16 protein-coding genes and 3 pseudogenes are annotated in these 16,037 nt (G+C 47.1%); 9 read left to right on the forward strand and 10 right to left on the reverse strand.

The genetic code is table 11. The annotated features are described in order from the left end of the window. Positions 1–154 precede the first annotated feature (154 nt). The 6 genes from HED65_RS06115 to HED65_RS06140 all read left to right on the forward strand — a co-directional run bounded on the left by HED65_RS06115 (position 155) and on the right by HED65_RS06140 (position 4,518). Complete coding sequence (locus HED65_RS06115; protein WP_114977858.1) at positions 155–1,039, forward strand: GTPase family protein; 885 nt, start codon at positions 155–157, stop codon at positions 1,037–1,039. A gap of 443 nt (positions 1,040–1,482) precedes the next feature. Next, complete coding sequence (locus HED65_RS06120) at positions 1,483–2,280, forward strand: hypothetical protein (RefSeq protein ID WP_114977859.1); 798 nt, start codon at positions 1,483–1,485, stop codon at positions 2,278–2,280. A gap of 150 nt (positions 2,281–2,430) precedes the next feature. Then, on the forward strand, positions 2,431–3,249 hold the full coding sequence (locus HED65_RS06125; protein ID WP_114977860.1) for a DUF932 domain-containing protein: 819 nt from the start codon (positions 2,431–2,433) through the stop codon (positions 3,247–3,249). A gap of 70 nt (positions 3,250–3,319) precedes the next feature. Further along, positions 3,320–3,790, forward strand: coding sequence for a RadC family protein (gene radC / locus HED65_RS06130; protein ID WP_114977861.1), 471 nt, complete (start codon positions 3,320–3,322; stop codon positions 3,788–3,790). 12 nt (positions 3,791–3,802) lie between these two features. Beyond that, on the forward strand, positions 3,803–4,129 hold the full coding sequence (locus HED65_RS06135) for a type IV toxin-antitoxin system YeeU family antitoxin (protein WP_114977862.1): 327 nt from the start codon (positions 3,803–3,805) through the stop codon (positions 4,127–4,129). 20 nt (positions 4,130–4,149) lie between these two features. Then, positions 4,150–4,518, forward strand: coding sequence for a TA system toxin CbtA family protein (locus HED65_RS06140; RefSeq protein WP_114977863.1), 369 nt, complete (start codon positions 4,150–4,152; stop codon positions 4,516–4,518). Between the two features lie 257 nt (positions 4,519–4,775). Here the strand turns inward: HED65_RS06140 and HED65_RS06145 are convergent. The 7 genes and pseudogenes from HED65_RS06145 to HED65_RS06180 form a co-directional block, all read right to left on the reverse strand. Further along, positions 4,776–5,803: pseudogene (locus HED65_RS06145) on the reverse strand (IS3 family transposase); the annotation flags it as partial. A gap of 226 nt (positions 5,804–6,029) precedes the next feature. Continuing rightward, complete coding sequence (locus HED65_RS06155) at positions 6,030–6,281, reverse strand: zinc ribbon domain-containing protein (RefSeq protein ID WP_114977865.1); 252 nt, start codon at positions 6,279–6,281, stop codon at positions 6,030–6,032. Positions 6,282–6,408: 127 nt separating this feature from the next. Further along, the gene (locus HED65_RS06160; RefSeq protein WP_114977866.1) at positions 6,409–7,155 is read right to left on the reverse strand and encodes an SAM-dependent methyltransferase; all 747 of its coding nucleotides are present in this window, start codon (positions 7,153–7,155) and stop codon (positions 6,409–6,411) included. A gap of 10 nt (positions 7,156–7,165) precedes the next feature. After that, complete coding sequence (locus HED65_RS06165) at positions 7,166–7,423, reverse strand: YjhX family toxin (protein ID WP_114977867.1); 258 nt, start codon at positions 7,421–7,423, stop codon at positions 7,166–7,168. A 297-nt stretch (positions 7,424–7,720) separates the two neighbouring features. Further along, on the reverse strand, positions 7,721–8,113 hold the full coding sequence (locus HED65_RS06170; RefSeq protein WP_059356352.1) for a VOC family protein: 393 nt from the start codon (positions 8,111–8,113) through the stop codon (positions 7,721–7,723). Between the two features lie 893 nt (positions 8,114–9,006). Beyond that, positions 9,007–9,678, reverse strand: coding sequence for a hypothetical protein (locus HED65_RS06175; protein WP_114977868.1), 672 nt, complete (start codon positions 9,676–9,678; stop codon positions 9,007–9,009). Between the two features lie 287 nt (positions 9,679–9,965). Then, positions 9,966–10,106, reverse strand: a complete 141-nt coding sequence (locus HED65_RS06180; protein ID WP_168112371.1) for a hypothetical protein — start codon at positions 10,104–10,106, stop codon at positions 9,966–9,968. On the opposite strand from HED65_RS06180, the pseudogene HED65_RS06185 reads away from it, so the two are divergent. Next, positions 10,047–10,385 (forward strand): annotated as a pseudogene (locus HED65_RS06185) (radical SAM family heme chaperone HemW); the annotation flags it as partial. The gene HED65_RS06180 and the pseudogene HED65_RS06185 sit on opposite strands and share 60 nt — an antisense overlap. Positions 10,386–10,491: 106 nt before the next feature. Here the strand turns inward: HED65_RS06185 and ansB are convergent. Further along, positions 10,492–11,538 (reverse strand): L-asparaginase 2, encoded by a 1,047-nt coding sequence (gene ansB, locus HED65_RS06190; protein ID WP_114977870.1) that lies wholly within the window; start codon positions 11,536–11,538, stop codon positions 10,492–10,494. 96 nt (positions 11,539–11,634) lie between these two features. Here ansB and HED65_RS06195 point away from each other — a divergent pair. Further along, a pseudogene (locus HED65_RS06195) lies at positions 11,635–11,951 on the forward strand (antirestriction protein); the annotation flags it as partial. A gap of 374 nt (positions 11,952–12,325) precedes the next feature. Then, positions 12,326–12,640, forward strand: coding sequence for a hypothetical protein (locus HED65_RS06200; protein WP_114977871.1), 315 nt, complete (start codon positions 12,326–12,328; stop codon positions 12,638–12,640). On the opposite strand, the gene HED65_RS06205 is transcribed toward HED65_RS06200, so the two are convergent. Then, a complete protein-coding gene (locus HED65_RS06205; protein ID WP_114977872.1) occupies positions 12,637–13,443 on the reverse strand; it encodes a DUF4225 domain-containing protein in 807 nt (268 codons plus the stop codon). The genes HED65_RS06200 and HED65_RS06205 overlap by 4 nt on opposite strands. 658 nt (positions 13,444–14,101) lie before the next feature. Then, positions 14,102–16,033 carry a putative bifunctional diguanylate cyclase/phosphodiesterase gene (locus HED65_RS06210; RefSeq protein WP_114977873.1) on the reverse strand — a complete coding sequence of 644 codons (1,932 nt, stop codon included), beginning with the start codon at positions 16,031–16,033 and terminating at the stop codon, positions 14,102–14,104. Positions 16,034–16,037 lie beyond the last annotated feature (4 nt).

A 16,037-nucleotide genomic window follows, 5' to 3' on the forward strand; every position in this document is an offset into this window, starting at 1 on the left:
GGTTCCATTTTAAATGGGCCAGATGAGGTGTTTATTATATCTTTAAGTGATTAGGGCTTTTTTGTTAAAGTGCATTTATTTATAGCCCTTTAGTATTTGTGTGGTTATATCAGATCTTGATGTCTGATTCTTTATGTTTCCATGCGGAGGCTTTATGTCAAAAAATATTGGGAATGGTTTTAATGCCTTGAAACAACATTTCTCTGTAATCCCTGATTATCTTACTCAAGCTTTTATCGATCGTTTGCAGTACGTTATCGATTATGAACCTGTCATTGGTATTATGGGCAAAACGGGTACTGGTAAATCCAGTCTGGTTAATGCACTTTTTCAGCACCCACTGAGCACGGTCAGCCATAATACTGGCTGCACCCGCGAGGCTCTCCATTTCAAATTTGAAGTTGGAGAGCGGAAGATGACATTGATTGATTTACCTGGGGCAGGGGAAAGTCTTGCGTATGACAAAAAGTATCGCACGCTGTACCAGTCGCTATTACCGGACCTCAACCTTATTCTCTGGGTGATGAAAGCTGATGATCGGGCCTGCTCCACTGATGAAGCGTTTTATCAGTTTCTGCTGGAATGCGGCGTCTCACAAGACTGCATTGTGTTTGTCATCAATCAGGCCGATAAGGCTGAACCCTCCTTGGAGTGGTGTCGTGAAACAGCCACTCCCTCTGCAGAGCAATTACTGACTCTTGCCGCCAGGTGCAATGCAGTATCACAACAATTTAGCTCCCCTCATCCGGTACATCCTGTTTCCGCCAGCACTGGTTATAACCTACCCCTTCTGGTCGAAACCCTTGTCAGTGCCCTGCCAGCATCAGCCAGCAGCGGTGTGTTCTGCCAGATAAAAGAAATTCATCGTACATCTGAAGCTGAGCTGGTTGTTCGACAGGACTTCGGTGAACTGGTGGGGGAGTTATTTAGCCGCATTATTGACGCGGTGCCATTACCAGAAGCACTAAAGGACCGACTCCACGCTATCCGTGAAAGCCTGACCAGCGCTGCTTCAACACTCTGGCACTGGTTCTTCTAATGCCTTCCTGTGACATTTTTCTTCGCTAGTCCCTCTTCTTACGAACAAGTTTGTTTATCAATGATCGATTTTGTCGATCGATACGATCTGATTATCTCATTATACCTTCAATCCGAAGGGATATAAGATTTTACGAGATAAGTGCAACTTACTGTTTTATCTGTAAATAATTAGATGTGACTGATGTATCTGGTCACCGGCACGCATTTTGACTCACCTTTATGAGGAGACATACATGTCCGCTACCAGGTTTCAGCGGAAGTTAGTAATGAGGGGGCAGTTCATTGCCAGCCTCACCGTATAACGGGGAGAGTCTGAAGTCGGCCATCGCAAAGCTGATATTCCTCCCGGACCTGCCGCTGTCGTCAATGTAATCAGTTATGACCTTCAGAATGACGATGTTGTTGAACAAGATGGCTTTTAATCAAACAAGGAATTTCCCTGTGAAAACCCTACCTGCAGTAATTTTTACCCTGTCTACTCTGTTTACCACTGCCTGTGCTGCTGCTGATTTTGATCTGAAATGTATGCTGGCTGATAACAGTGTCATGACGCTTTCACACAGTGCTCAGACTGTCTATATCGGATTTACAAATCCAGGCGATGTAGAAAGTGAAGGAGCAGTCATTAAGTTAGATGTGCCATCGGGAGAAGCGGTTCAGACCGTTGGCTCCCGACCTGTTTTTCACGAGAAGTTTTTCAACCTCCGTGGTACCGGAGAAGAGATTGAAGGGGCTATTGCCGTTTCTTATACCGAACATAAGGGGGTTAAATCGGCAGGCTATACGGAGATAAATTTACTGGGTAATGAAACCAAAAATATCGCCTGTAAGCCGGGCACCATTAAAGTAGCTAACGGATTATTAACGAGCGGCATTACTGGCATGGAGAAACAGGTGTCCCATACCGGGGATACGATGAATGATACGCCAGATGAAGATGTGAGTGATCAGCCTGTCATTAAAGTTTCAACAGAGCATTTCTATCTTGTTAACCAGTTCCCGAACTGGCGTATTACATTGACCAGTGTTGGTAATAATATCATTGTAAAAAATGCCATTATGAATCGTGGTAATTGCACTCTTCGCCCGAACGGGAATGGTGACCGTTTTAATATTCCACTGAAATTTGGTGATACGCTAAAGTTTAATGTGACAACGGATGAAAATTTTTCGAAATGTCAATTACTTGAACTGGTTGTGGAGACAAACAAAGGTACGTTCACATTTAAACCTGAATGATGTCATCGTATCTGTTGTTTCACTCATTCACCGCGCAAGTGATTTCGGTATCATCATTATCATTAACCATTTGATATAACTGCACATAAAACAAAAAAAGGTCATGACCCGTAAGGGCATGGCCTTTTGTTTTTTCATAAGGAATTTTTCATGAAGCTAGCCAGCCGTTTTGGGCGAATCAATCAGATACGCCGCGACCATCCATTAACTCGTGAGGAGATGATGCAGGTTGTCCCTAGTGTGTTCGGGGAAGATAAACATGCGTCACGTTCAGACCGCTACACATACATCCCCACCATTACCCTGCTGGAAAATCTGCAGCGTGAGGGTTTTCAACCTTTCTTTGCCTGTCAGACCCGCGTGCGCGATCAAAGCAAACGTGAACACACCAAACATATGCTCCGTCTGCGCCGTGAGGGACAAATTACAGGCAAGCAGGTACCGGAAATTATTCTGCTGAACAGCCACGACGGCTCAAGTTCATACCAGATGCTGCCGGGCCTATTTCGCTTTGTTTGCCAGAATGGCCTTGTCTGTGGCGAAAGCTTTGGGGAGGTACGTGTTCCACATAAAGGCAACGTAGTGGAGAAAGTCATAGAAGGGGCTTACGAAGTACTGGGGATATTTGATCAAGTGGAAGAGAAGCGTGATGCCATGCAGTCGCTGTTATTACCGCCACCTGCACAGCAGGCAATGGCGAAAGCGGCATTAACCTATCGCTTTGGTGAAGAGCATCAGCCGGTGACGGAAACGCAGATACTCTCTCCACGCCGCTGGCAGGATGAAAGTAATGACTTGTGGACTACTTACCAGCGTATTCAGGAAAACCTGATTAAAGGTGGGCTGTCCGGTCGAACGACCAGAGGTCAACGCTCCCATACACGCGCCGTTAAAGGCATCGACGGAGATGTGAAACTTAACCGTGCCCTTTGGGTGATGGCCGAGAATATGCTGCAACTTGCCTCATGAAGCTTTTTACTAACCCTATCTTCACGCCCTGCCACTAAACCGGCGGGGCTTTTTGATTTAAGGAGCAATTATGTCTGCACTCAATTTATCCCCGGTATTCCTGCCAAATGAGCAACGCGTTATCCGTCGGGCGTTACGACTATTGGAAAAGTATCAGCGCCAGCCGACTGAGTCTTTTACTTCCACCTGCTTCACTAAGACCTGGCTTCAGCTACAAATGGCTCACATGGAGCGGGAAGTTTTCATCGTGATGTATCTCGACAATCAGCATTGCCTGTTGGAGCGAGAAACGCTGTTTACTGGCACGCTTAGCCATACCGAAGTACATCCTCGCGAGGTGGTGAAGTCAGCCCTGAAACATAACGCCGCTGCGGTCATTCTGGCGCACAACCATCCGTCCGGCACGACAGAAATCAGTCAGCAGGATAAACATATTACTCAGAGGATTATGAAAGCCCTGGCTCTGGTGGAAGTTCGTGTGCTGGATCATCTTGTAGTGGGAAACGAGGTTGTGTCATTTGCTGAGCTTGGTTTGCTTTAAAGGGAGGTTTTCTTGTCATTTATACCAGCCCATGAATGGGGGCTAAAAAGCGATATTGTTCCACGGTTTGGTGCCAGATTAGTTCAGGAAGGCAACCGGCTACATTACCTGGCAGACAGGGCTGGGTTGATGGGAATGTCCAGCGATACCGAATGTCTTAAACTGGAGGAAGCATTTCCGCACTTTATCAGTCAGATGGAATCAATGTTGACCACTGGCGAGCTGAATTCCCGCCATGCCCATTGCGTCACCCTGTACCACAACGGTTTCACCTGCGAAGCCGATACCCTTGGCAGTTGCGGCTACGTTTACATCGTCGTCTATCCCACTCAACGCTAACTAATTTTGAAAGAGCAAACATGAATACTCTACCTGTAATCATCCCACAGGCGGCGAAGCAAGGTCTGCCGCCCGTAACTGTCTGGCAAATGTTACTTACTCGCCTGCTTGAACAGCACTATGGTCTGACGCTACACGACACACCTTTTAGTGATGAAGCCGTCATACAGGAACATATCGATGCCGGTATCACTCTGGCTAATGCCGTTAACTTTCTGGTGGAGAAGTATGAGTTAGTCCGTATCGATCGCTGTGGATTTTCCTCACAGGTACAAGCACCATATTTGACTGCGACAGACATTCTTCATGCCAGGAAAGCGTGCGGGTTGATGAGCCGGTGTTCTTACAGGGAGGTAAGTAATATTGTTCTTAGCCGATCACGGCTGTGAGGGGATGGAGATCTGAGAAGGTTTCCACGATACGTGAAGAATTTGATGAGATTAACGACTCGATGAAAGGCTCATCGAGTCGCATGAAAACCAAGGTGGGGGCACAAAAGGGGGCATTTATAAAGATGAAACAAGAAAATATGTATGTTTATCAACGGTTATTTGTTGTGTGTTATGTTCCTATTATCGCACCATTTCAAACTCTTCCCAAGTCTACCGAAATCAACTTAAAGCCCGTATCCTGCGGTTTCTAGCTAGCTAAAGTTTATATAACCCGTTACCGGCACCCACTCGTTTTTCAGACTTCTGAAGAAGCGTTCCATCGGGCTGTTATCCCAGCAGTTTCCGCGTCGGCTCATACTCTGTTTGATCCGGTAACGCCACAGTAACTGCCGGAACGACCTGCTTGTATAATGGCTGCCCTGGTCGCTGTGGAACATCACCCCGGCTGGCTTACCGCGAGTTTCCCACGCCATCTCCAGCGCTTTGACGGTCAGTTTGCTGTCCGGTGAGAACGACATTGCCCATCCCACCGGTTTCCTTGCGAACAGGTCGAGAACAACTGCGAGGTAAGCCCAACGCTTTCCTGTCCAGATATACGTCACATCGCCGCACCACACCTGATTAGGCTCTGTCACTGCGAACTGTCGCTCAAGGTGATTCGGGATAGCTATATGTTCATTACCACCACGTTTATAACGGTGGGTAGGCTGCTGACAACTCACCAGCCCCAACTCTCTCATGAGCCTGCCGGCAAGCCAGCGCCCCATTCTGAAGCCTCTCAGGGTTGCCATAGTCGCGATACTTCTTGCGCCGGCAGAGCCATGGCTGATGTTACGCAGCTCCAGAACCTGGCTGCGTAATACAGCCCGCCTGCCGTCTGGCTTTTCAGGGCGATTTTTCCAGTATTTGTAACTGCTGCGATGAACCCCGAACACATGGCAGAGAGTGACCACAGGATACTGCGCTCAGTGTTTCCCGATTAACAAGAACTGTTCAGGGAGTCTGACATCAAGAGCGTGGTAGCCTTTTTTAATATTTCGTTTTCCATTTCAATGCATTGTAGCTTTTTCCTGAGCTCACGTATTTCGATCTGCTCCGGGGTTATGGGGGAGGCTTTTGGCGTTTTGCCCTGTCGTTCATCACGCAGCTGTTTTACCCATCGCGTCATGGTAGAAAGACCCACATTCATAGCACTGGCCGCATCTGCAACGGTGTAGTTCTGGTCAAGAACCAGTTGAGCGGATTCACGTTTAAACTCTGCGCTGAAATTTCTTCTTTTCATTGGGACATCTGTGTTGTTCTGAGGTGAGCATATCACCTCTGTTCAGGTGGCCAAATTCAGTGTGCCACTACAGTGTGGATACTCCAGCATATCCATCAGCGGATCGTAAAATGTAATGGTGGGTGGCAGGCCATTGGTTCCTGGCATAATGTAAGAAAACATCTGCTCTCCTTTCTGGAATCAGGAGAGTGAAGATAGCCTGCCTAAATCTTTCAGGCTTTGGTTCTCATTCATCCGCTTTATGAGCCCAGGCGGGCATTGCCGTCAGATAACGTTTTGCACGCTTCTGTGCTTCTTCCGGGCCGACTTTTTGCCAGGAATCAAGGAAGCTGGCTAAACCTGATACCGCTTCTTCCCATGGTTTAAGATTGCCGTTACTGTCACAGCAGTACGCGCAATATTGATCGCTGGCACTGTATGCATCGGGTGCAGACATCGGCATCCCGCAAGCCTGACAGAACTGTTCATGTTGTGACATATGATGCTCCTTATGGTGACGTGCTGATTAATAAACATACAGAGTATGTATTGTGCAGGTGATGCATCAGATCAAAGCCAAGGCGAAGCCCCCGGTATCTCCAGTCAGAAATACCGGGAACCTGTTGTTACCTGGCGATGAGCGCGAACACGCCCCAGCCAAAGTATTCCCGCGCGTACGTTACGTGGCGTTTCGGCGAGATGTTTAGCTCGGCCCTGACTTCGGCGGAGAAATCGTCGTCAGGATTGGCTTCCAACCAGCGGCGCATGGTCAGCAATTTCGCGGCCTCATACCGATCCCAGCCTTCCTGGTCCGCCAGTACCATTTCCACCACGTCGTAGCCGAGGTCGTCAAACGCGCTGACAAGCCCTGGAAGCGTCAGGAAATCGCTTGTCGAGCTGACGCCGCAGGCCTGGGCTATCTCGTCCGTTGCCGGAAGCTGGCGCCAGTAAGGTTCACCGATGAGCATGATGCCGCCCGGTTTAAGGCTCTGCGCCAGCAATTCGACTGTCCCGGCAAAACCTTCGGCAATCCAGGTCGCGCCGACGCAGGCTGCCACGTCACATTTTTCATTGGCGACGTAACCGGCCGCATCATTATGAATAAAATGTACGCGTTCGCTGACGCCGAGTTCTTCCGCGCGTCGCTTTGCCTGCGCGGTGAAGAGCGAACTCATGTCGATGCCAGTCCCCGTAATGCCATGATCCCTGGCCCAGGTGCAGAGCATCTCGCCCGAGCCGCTGCCGAGGTCAAGAATGCGGGTCTCCGGTTTCATGCGCAGCACACGGCCCAGCGTGGCGTACTTCTCTTCGGTGAACGGGTTGTGGATGCGGTGTTCGCTTTCACTTATGGTAAAAATACGTGGGATATCCATAATCCTCTCCTTAGCGGTTATCAAGCTGTGCGCGAATGTTATTCAGCCCGGTGGTATTGATGCGGTAGGGCTGACCGTTGACGGACTTGATCAGCTTTTTGGTTTTGAGTTTTTTGAAGGTGGCGAGGGTGCAGTCAGTGAGCGACAGCCCTTCGCGGGTGTAGCATTCAACGGCGGTGACGCGGCCAGACGTATCACGAACGTGCGCAATACGACCACCTTTGGCGAGAACGTGTAAGGTACGTTGTTCCTGACGGGATAAATTCATACTGGAAAACCTGTTTAATCATCATGTGCAAAACGTGCAAACACACAGCGGTGTCCACATTCGATTTCAGCGCATTGATAATCAGTCCGGCCTGTAAGGTCGGGGGAGCTGATTATCGGATGATTACATTCTCCAGCATCAAAGCCTCGGTTAGAGTTGAAAGGTATTTACAAGAGAAATGATAACACCTCTTTTTAGTAAGTGAATAGCCGGGTATTGAAAGTGTGATCCCGAAGGGGAGTCCCCGGTACCAGCAAGTTGTATATCCGGCAGACATCATTCTAGGAAATAAATTTGTCAATCCGCTATAGCGTAATACACAAATGCTAATTTATTTCCATCTGGGTCGCGTACATAAGCACTGTGAAAACCTGCTCCGTAATGTGGCCTATGTCCCGGTGAGCCTTCATCAGTCCCGCCGAGGCTGAGAGCGAGCGCATGCAATTGCGCGATATGTTCAAATGAGCTGGCATTCAGCGCGACCATCGTGCCATTTCCTGTTCCGGCACGCTGCTGATCAAAAGGCCTACCAATGCATAACCCGGTCGTGTGGTTATCGCTGAACGTGCCCCAGGATGCCCCTTCTTCATTCCTGCCTGCCTTTGGATGTCCAAGCAATTCCATCAACGGATCGTAGAATCTAATAGCACGCTGTAGATCGTTAGTACCTAGCATCACGTAAGAAAACATAATATCCTCCTCGTCCAGATTATCTTTTACATGTTTGCGCCAGGCCTTGAGATTTAGTGCGCCACTGAAGCTGATGGAAACCTGGCTGATGACAGCGATACCAGCCCGGAGCATTACTGCTGTGGCTGGCTGTTCGTGTGAGGCTCTGGTCAATATCACGTCCTGTGTTAGTAGTATCTGTTGATAAACTCAACCAACATTAAACGGATATTATTTAATCATGAGTTATGCATGGTTATTACGGCTAGGTCACAAGCCGTTGCTGGGAATGGTCGGCGCTGAATAATTACTCTCAGGTACTCATAGAGTAAGGCTGATCTCTACACAGTGGGACAGTGGGCACTGCGTTCTCCCTCGCCATGATAAACAGCTTCAATGTTGTTACCGTCTGGATTGAGAACAAAAGCGTTGACCATTTCACGGTTGCAGGCTTGAAATGCGAGATGGTGCCGTCCCACCACTTTACTGATAGTGCATGGCTGCATGTCGGAACTGATGTGATTCTTCGAAATGAACAGCGGATATTGGCATTGGAATATCGAGATTTTTCAAAATAGTGAACGAAATACCAATGAAAAACTGAGCTTCAGATTTGAATTATCAATCACCCATATCTGGATAGTCCACAAAGGAATGTAAGAGAAAAGAAGGCTAAACTGATCTGCTCCCCGTTGATTAATACACACCGATGTTAGTAATGTCTTCATATTGACCCTTCTGGTGTGTTTTCCCTGGATATTTTCTGAGCAATCATACTTGCGGGACGTTAATTTGTTAACTTTTTCTTATCATTGCGGCTATGTAATAATGGATTCTTAATCGACTCGATGAAGGACTCATCGAGTCGTATTAAAAACAAAGTGAGAACACTGAGTCGGGCTCAGTTTCGGGTATTACTGTTTTAGCAAGCGTGGAAGCTGATTATTCAGTTCAAGCAAGCAGCTATTCATATATTTTTCAGTTTCGCTGACAACTTTCTTATAATTGTTTGCATTCCAGTCGCTCAATGGGGCTTCGACAGGTGTTGGGGTACATTCTGCTACTGTAAATGCAGAGAACATATTCCCGCTTTCCGGGCGTTTATAAAACAGAACTTTATATTTTAGCTGATAAAGCGGCGTTGCAGCATTCGCATCTTTATAGATTAATGCCCAGGTCGCCTTACCAATATACAGCGGTTGTTTATAGAGGTGGCCGTTCCCTTTTTCATTCATCCACTGAGTAATATTTTGTTTGGCTTTTGGAATAAACCAGTTGTTTGTTGGGTTCTCCAGCGTTTCGACTGTTGTTCCTTTATAGTTCTCTTTATCAAAATCACTACTGTTGATACTTCCGAGTAATGCACCGACCACCGCGATCCCCATACCAGCCGCTACATGACCCGGAGTTACTTCGCGTAAGTGACTATCGGCCACTCGATTGTTATTCAGCTCTGGAATGGCGGACACGCTGTAAATTTCAATTGAGCTACCATTTGCCGCCTTTACGGTGTCTGGTTTTACCGATCCTGCGCAGCCAGCAAGAATTAAAGATGCTGATACCATTGCTAAAAGACGTACTTTCATTTTATCTCCATATAATAATTTAACTTAAGTGGCTGTGTCGATTATCTGTGCCAGATATATCAGCTGATTTAACAAAAGGCTCTTTTCAGCCAGGTAAGGTGTGCTGACGTAATTTCATATTGAGTATCGACTTGCCCGTTAATTACTTGAGCCATGTAGTCATATTTCTTTGACGGGCATCAAATTTGCTGGTGATATTAGTAACCACCGCTGTGTCTCAGCAATCCTCCCTAGTACCACCAGTAGAAAGCCTTTGGCAAGAGAAGCCAACGGTTGCGGGCTAACGATTACCCCGTCTCCAGCATCGTGAAGCTCACAATACTCGCTTTTCCCAGCTCTTTTGCCTGGTACAGGGCCACATCCGCCGCGCGTATATTAAAGTCACGTTCCCCGATAGCCGCATTCTGCGCACCACCAAAACGCGCCATCCGCGTGGCTATATGCAGGGGCGTTATATGAAAAGCCAGCTCAATGTGGAGCAGGTCGATAAACCGTTTGAATTTTTCATGAACCGATTCCGTCTGCCGGCAGCGGCTCCGTGGGCTGAATTTACGCAATATACGGGGTTGTCGGAGACGGTGATTCGTCAGCCGCTTGATGAGGCCATTGCTCAGGGGGATCTGACCGGGAGTGAGACGCACTGGCAGATCACCCAGCACGGAAAACTGTTTTTAAACTCGCAGCCTGAACTGTTTCTCACCGAATAAGATCCTAAGTGCATTTGCCGGATAAAGCCATCCGGCAAACTGGCTGAAGGCGGCTGCGCTTATCTGACCTGAACGTCAAAGTGATAAGCGCAGCCGCCTTCAGCGATTAAAACTGATTAAACATTGTCTGGATCTGTTTCGGATCTTTAGTCTGCGTCAGCGCCAGTTGCAGCAGTACGCGTGCCTTCTGTGGATTCAGGGAACCAGAGGCAACGAAACCGTACTTCGCATCATCGATTTCAGCATCCTGCGTGGTTGAACCCGTCGGTACGCGGGAAGAACGCACCACAACAGTCCCTTTATGCGCTGCGGTTGCCAGCGTATCGAAGACCGTTTTGTACAGGTTGCCGTTACCCACACCCGCGCTCACTATCCCATCATAACCCGCATCCACCAGCGCTTTTGCCGGCAGATCTGAAGCATTCGCGTAGTTATAGACGATACCGACCTTCGGCAGTTCATTCAGCTTAGAAACGTCGAACGGCGTGGAGGTGGTGTGCTTACGCGCAGGCGTACGCTGGTAGTCGATTTTACCGTTATGAATGTAGCCCAGCGGTCCGTAGTTTACGGATTTGAAGGTCGCCACATCGGTGGTGCTGGTTTTGGTCACGTCGCGCCCGTCAAGCACGGTGTCATTCATTACCACCAGCACGCCACGGCTGGCAGAGGCTTTATCCGCCGCAGTCACCACCGCGTTATAGAGGTTGAACGGACCGTCCGCGCTCATCCCGGTAGAAGGACGCATTGCGCCAACCAGCACCACTGGCTTGTTGCACTTCACGGTTAGATCGAGGAAGTAAGCGGTCTCTTCCATGGTGTCGGTACCGTGGGTAATCACGAAGCCGTCGGTGTTGTCACACTCGTTATTGATCTTTTTCGCCAGGGTTAACCAGACGTCGTCGTTCATATCCTGCGAACCGATATTGACGACCTGCTCACCCTTAACGTTAGCGATATCCTTAAGTTGAGGAACGGCTTTGACCAGATTCTCTACGCCAACTTTGCCCGCCGTATAGTTAGATTTGGTTGCGGAGTCACCGCCACCGGCAATCGTCCCGCCGGTCGCTAAAATGGTGACGTTCGGTAAGGCGAGCGCTGCACCGCTGAAACCCATTACCAGTGCTGCCAGTGCCGTTTTCCTGAAAAACTCCATGTTATTTCTCCAGTTACGTGAATTTATCGCATTATCCCAACCTCATGGTTGAATAATGTGATTTCATCCAGTTAACCAGACAAATGTATTTTTTAGATTGTTAAATTTAGAGGTGGATGTCGCTTCCACCCGGATCACCAGCAAAATCGCCGTTGCTACGTTTCTGAAAAACCTGCCACAACCTGCCAGTTCTTCGCCTGGATGGACCGCTTCTGCGCAGACTACTGCGGGGGTATCTGGAATTTTACACACTGAGTAACGGCGGTGCGTTTATGGCCCCGGAAACAAATGGAGATACCGATGAGAAGTTGGCGCTGTTTAACACCATGAACGGCAATGGCGCAGAGATTACCAGTGAAGCTGCAGGGATAGTCGCCTGTCTGATGGCTTACAGCCACCATGCTTGTCGTACTTTTCATTGTAATGTCTCTCTGCTGTACGGTGAGCGCTGGCAGATTCAGGGAGGGGATACTATGTCAAAAGCCAACAATGCAGCAACCACGAAGCGCAAGAGGAAATCAAATTAGCGCGAGCGGCTAACAACATATTTTAACCTACCGATCACGGCGCTAAATAGTTTGTATTGTTAGAAATCTAATAAATTGTACAAACATCATGTGATCGTTAACCTTCAATGGCCGAAACGCCCTGGCACCACCCAGAAGACAATAAAGGGGATAGAGTCTGCCGAAAAGTTTCGGCTGGATTGCTATAAAGTTCATCAGTATGATTGCTGGCACAATCAGTGATTGAGAAACAACTTCTGAGTGATAAAGGACGATACGATATGAAAGTGACTGATGAGGCGTTGTTACGTTCAGGGTTTACACCATCGGATTTGCAGAAGATAAAAAACAATGTTGAAAGCTATGGTGGAACGTTAGAGGAAGCGATTCAGGATCTGGCTAATCGATTCAGGGTTGTTTTATGGATAACATCGGTATGTCTGATGGTTTTTATCATTTTAGTGTTGTTTTCTGCGAAAGAAACCGTCGTAGGCGGTGGGATATCAATTCTGATCGCAATAGTCATCGTTGCATTTATTCAGCCGCCAGTCCTTTCTTACAAATCCTGGCGGTTCTGGAGAAAATTCAGAGGCTAATGGTTCGATGTGTCAGTAGAAAGCAGGTCAAATATTACTTTGGCCTTAAGTCCATAACCGACTATTTTCATTGTTAATTTTGGCCGGCTCATCGTATCGACTTTGCGATAGAAATCACGGGGCATCCATTTAAATAGCCTCCACGCTTCGGGTCTTCTGGCTAATCCAAAGATGCTATATACACTTGCAGTTAACGTAATGGCGTTATAAGTCGCAAGCCCTGCTTCAGGCTTGAAACCCATAAATTGGGCCGCTTCCATAGTGCCATCAGCCACAAATCCCTCTGTTTTATATTGTTTTCCATATATATCAGGAATAATTTCTTTTGACAGACCGTTAATGCCATCTGTGACAAGGATAGCCCCTGCCAGCATACCTAAAGGTGTCATTGTAGCGACCATCAACGCACCGCCAGCAATTGCCATTCCAGAAACCACAATGTGAATAACTGAAATCATGTAGCCGACGATTTTATTATTTTCCTTAACAAACTCGACCTTCGCGTAAAGCTGTGCGGACCTGGTTCTTAACAGACGCTCTTGTTCAAGCAGGTTGTCTGTTTCAGCACGCAGATTTTTGATGCATACGATACATTCTTCATCGGTTTTAGCCCGTCGTGCTGTTTCAAATTCTTTCTCTACAACCTGTTTTATCTCTCCAACAAACTTGATACGTGTTATCCCATCTTGCAAATAGAATGCTGATAACCGATTTGCTGTTTCGACGAGTTTCCGGGCTTCCAGATTCACCATGGTATCTGACCATGTTCTGTTCCAGCCCCTGTTGAGCAGTGCGATATCCATTAAAGACTCCTTCCCAAAATGTATCTGGTTATTTTACGTGCAATAAGGTCGAAGACAACAGGCAATGCTTTCCCAACGTCTGATTTTAGCGGAACTGTAGTGGCACACTGAATTTGGCCACCTAAACAGAGGTGATTTGCTCACCTAAGAACAACACCGGTGCTCCAGTGAAAAGAAGAAATTTCAGCGCAGAGTTTAAACGTGTATCCGCTCACATGGCCCTTGACCAGTACTGGACCGTAGAAGCTGTGGCAACCCTGAGAGGCTTCAGAATATTACCGGCAGGGTCATGAAAGAGCAGGGCTGTGAGTTGTCAGAATCTCACCTGGAAGCACCCGTTTTAGTACGGCTTTCCCTATATACGAACAATCACTGCAGTTTCCTCTGACGCTGTGAAGTCGGAGAGGCAGGCATCGGCTGGAACTCCGCATCAGTTATTACCCATTTTGGTAGCTGATGGGACTCTCCTGCTGTGAGATAATGCGTACGCAAACGGTTTCGTACCGTTTTCGACACATATATCTTGATGGAATTGATGCCTGGTTTTTTCATTCTGGACGCCGCCGTTCCCTGACGAGGCGTCTTTTTTTCCGTTACTAAGGCGTTAACGGATAATGAAAAAGTGCTGTGTAAGGCAGGAGAAAACGCTAAATGTGATTTAGCCGTTTTTGATTTTTAGGTCGACTTGAGATTGAGGTTTTCCGAACAGATACCCCTGCAGCAGATCGCAACCCAGAACCTGAAGACGTTCCAGTTGTTCTTCGGTTTCAACGCCTTCGGCAATGACCTTCATATTGAGGCTCTTTGCCATGCCCGCAATGAGTTTGACGATATTAAGAGCATCCTCTTTCGTAGATATAGAATTCACAAAGGATTTATCGATTTTTATTTTATCGAAATTAAGCTCACTGAGTCTTGATAGTGAGGAATACCCTGTCCCAAAATCATCAATGGAAATTTTCACACCCGTTGTTCTTAGTTTTTTGAGTATATTTATTGGGGCATTGATGTCCGTGAAGAGGGACGACTCTGTTACCTCTAACTCAAGACGGTTAGGCGGTAAACCCGTTTCTTTCAGGACAGACTGCACCATCGCGGTAAACGATTTGCTGCTCAACTGAACAGGCGAGACATTCACGGAAATCCTTGCCGGAACCGCCCAGGAGGCGGCTTCTCTGCAGGCAAGTTCAAGCACATATTTACCAATCTCGTTAATCATTCCTGTTTTTTCAGCGACAGAAATAAAGTAATCAGGTGACAGAATCCCTTTTGCAGGGTGTATCCAGCGAATCAACGCTTCATAGCCGTAAATTTCCTTGCTGAATGAATCGACAATAGGCTGGTAATAAACAACGAACTCATTGTTTTCTAATGCCAATACCATATCATGTTCAAGGGTTCTGCTTTCAAGCAGCTTTTGTAGCATCCGTTGACGGAAGACTTTTATTTGTTGCGGGCCATCTTTTTTGGCTTCATAGAGCGCCAGATCGGCAAATTTATAGAGATAATCAGAGCGTCGTTCATTGTCTGATAAAACGATACCCACACAGGTGGCAATTTTTATAAGCTGATTGTTAATCGTATAGGGCTGGCTAATCTCATCGCAGATTTCTTTGGCGCGTGAGAGTGCTGCTGTTTCGATTAAACCGCTGGACAGAAGCGCAAACTCGTCTCCGCCCAGACGGTAAAATGTCTCTGAATCGCAACTCATTGAAGTCAGACGGCGGGATACCTGACGTAACAGTAAATCGCCGGTATCATGGCCGTAGGTATCGTTAACCTCTTTAAACCGGTCTAAATCAAATAACATTACCGTTACAGGGATATGGTTTTTATCTGCCTGAAGATTAATTTTGTTGAGATCGTCCCAGAAGTAAAGTCGGTTTTTCATCCCGGTGAGGGAATCATGGTAGACATCATATTCCAGCTTCGCATTCTGAATTTGCAGTGTTTCTTTTGATAACTGGAGCTCTTCCGCAAGGCTTTTAACCTGCATATGTGCTTTGAGAATATTTTTGTTCTGATAAATCATTAAAAACCCCAGGATGAAACTTAATATCACCAGGAGCAATGAAAGCGCAGAGTAAATATAATAAAGAATCTGTATTTTATAGTTCGATTCATTAACCGTGTTAATGTCTTTTGTTAATGCTGTTGCAGAAAGTTGACTCAGAGGTGCATCGAGCATATGCATATTTTTCAGGTATGCCTGTAACTCATGATGGCTCATTTTTTCAAGATTACCATCCAGATAGTTCAGTATTTGCTCTAGGCGTGAAGCGAGCTCCTGGTGCGCTTTATCGCTGTCAATATAGCGACCTAAATCCCCCCCTTTCATTAAATCGCCCTGGCTCAGCATAATTTCAAGGCGCATGCGGACCTGGTCTATCGTAACGTCATCGGTATCGGTTGCGTATAGACCAAGCCATGATTCAAAACGGTAATACTCAGATACCAGTTGGGCCACCGACCAGGACTCAGTGTATTGAGTCAGTTTTTGCAACTCCTGCTGACGATCATAAACAAGGTATGCAATATATCCTGTCGTGATAAAAAGAGAAAAAATGATACCAACCAGTATCCTGTTCATTATG

Source organism: Pantoea sp. LS15 (genome assembly GCF_012241585.1).
Lineage (GTDB): Bacteria > Pseudomonadota > Gammaproteobacteria > Enterobacterales > Enterobacteriaceae > Enterobacter.

Excerpts from the sequence above, each read along its gene's own strand:
- HED65_RS06155 (WP_114977865.1), bottom strand. The coding sequence starts at position 6,281 with ATGTCACAACATGAACAGTTCTGTCAGGCTTGCGGGATGCCGATGTCT.
- HED65_RS06140 (WP_114977863.1), top strand. The coding sequence starts at position 4,150 with ATGAATACTCTACCTGTAATCATCCCACAGGCGGCGAAGCAAGGTCTG.
- HED65_RS06200 (WP_114977871.1), top strand. The coding sequence starts at position 12,326 with ATGAAAGTGACTGATGAGGCGTTGTTACGTTCAGGGTTTACACCATCG.
- HED65_RS06165 (WP_114977867.1), bottom strand. The coding sequence starts at position 7,423 with ATGAATTTATCCCGTCAGGAACAACGTACCTTACACGTTCTCGCCAAA.
- HED65_RS06125 (WP_114977860.1), top strand. The coding sequence starts at position 2,431 with ATGAAGCTAGCCAGCCGTTTTGGGCGAATCAATCAGATACGCCGCGAC.
- HED65_RS06160 (WP_114977866.1), bottom strand. The coding sequence starts at position 7,155 with ATGGATATCCCACGTATTTTTACCATAAGTGAAAGCGAACACCGCATC.
- HED65_RS06170 (WP_059356352.1), bottom strand. The coding sequence starts at position 8,113 with ATGTTTTCTTACGTGATGCTAGGTACTAACGATCTACAGCGTGCTATT.
- HED65_RS06115 (WP_114977858.1), top strand. The coding sequence starts at position 155 with ATGTCAAAAAATATTGGGAATGGTTTTAATGCCTTGAAACAACATTTC.
- ansB (WP_114977870.1), bottom strand. The coding sequence starts at position 11,538 with ATGGAGTTTTTCAGGAAAACGGCACTGGCAGCACTGGTAATGGGTTTC.
- HED65_RS06180 (WP_168112371.1), bottom strand. The coding sequence starts at position 10,106 with ATGGCGCGTTTTGGTGGTGCGCAGAATGCGGCTATCGGGGAACGTGAC.
- radC (WP_114977861.1), top strand. The coding sequence starts at position 3,320 with ATGTCTGCACTCAATTTATCCCCGGTATTCCTGCCAAATGAGCAACGC.
- HED65_RS06205 (WP_114977872.1), bottom strand. The coding sequence starts at position 13,443 with ATGGATATCGCACTGCTCAACAGGGGCTGGAACAGAACATGGTCAGAT.
- HED65_RS06210 (WP_114977873.1), bottom strand. The coding sequence starts at position 16,033 with ATGAACAGGATACTGGTTGGTATCATTTTTTCTCTTTTTATCACGACA.
- HED65_RS06175 (WP_114977868.1), bottom strand. The coding sequence starts at position 9,678 with ATGAAAGTACGTCTTTTAGCAATGGTATCAGCATCTTTAATTCTTGCT.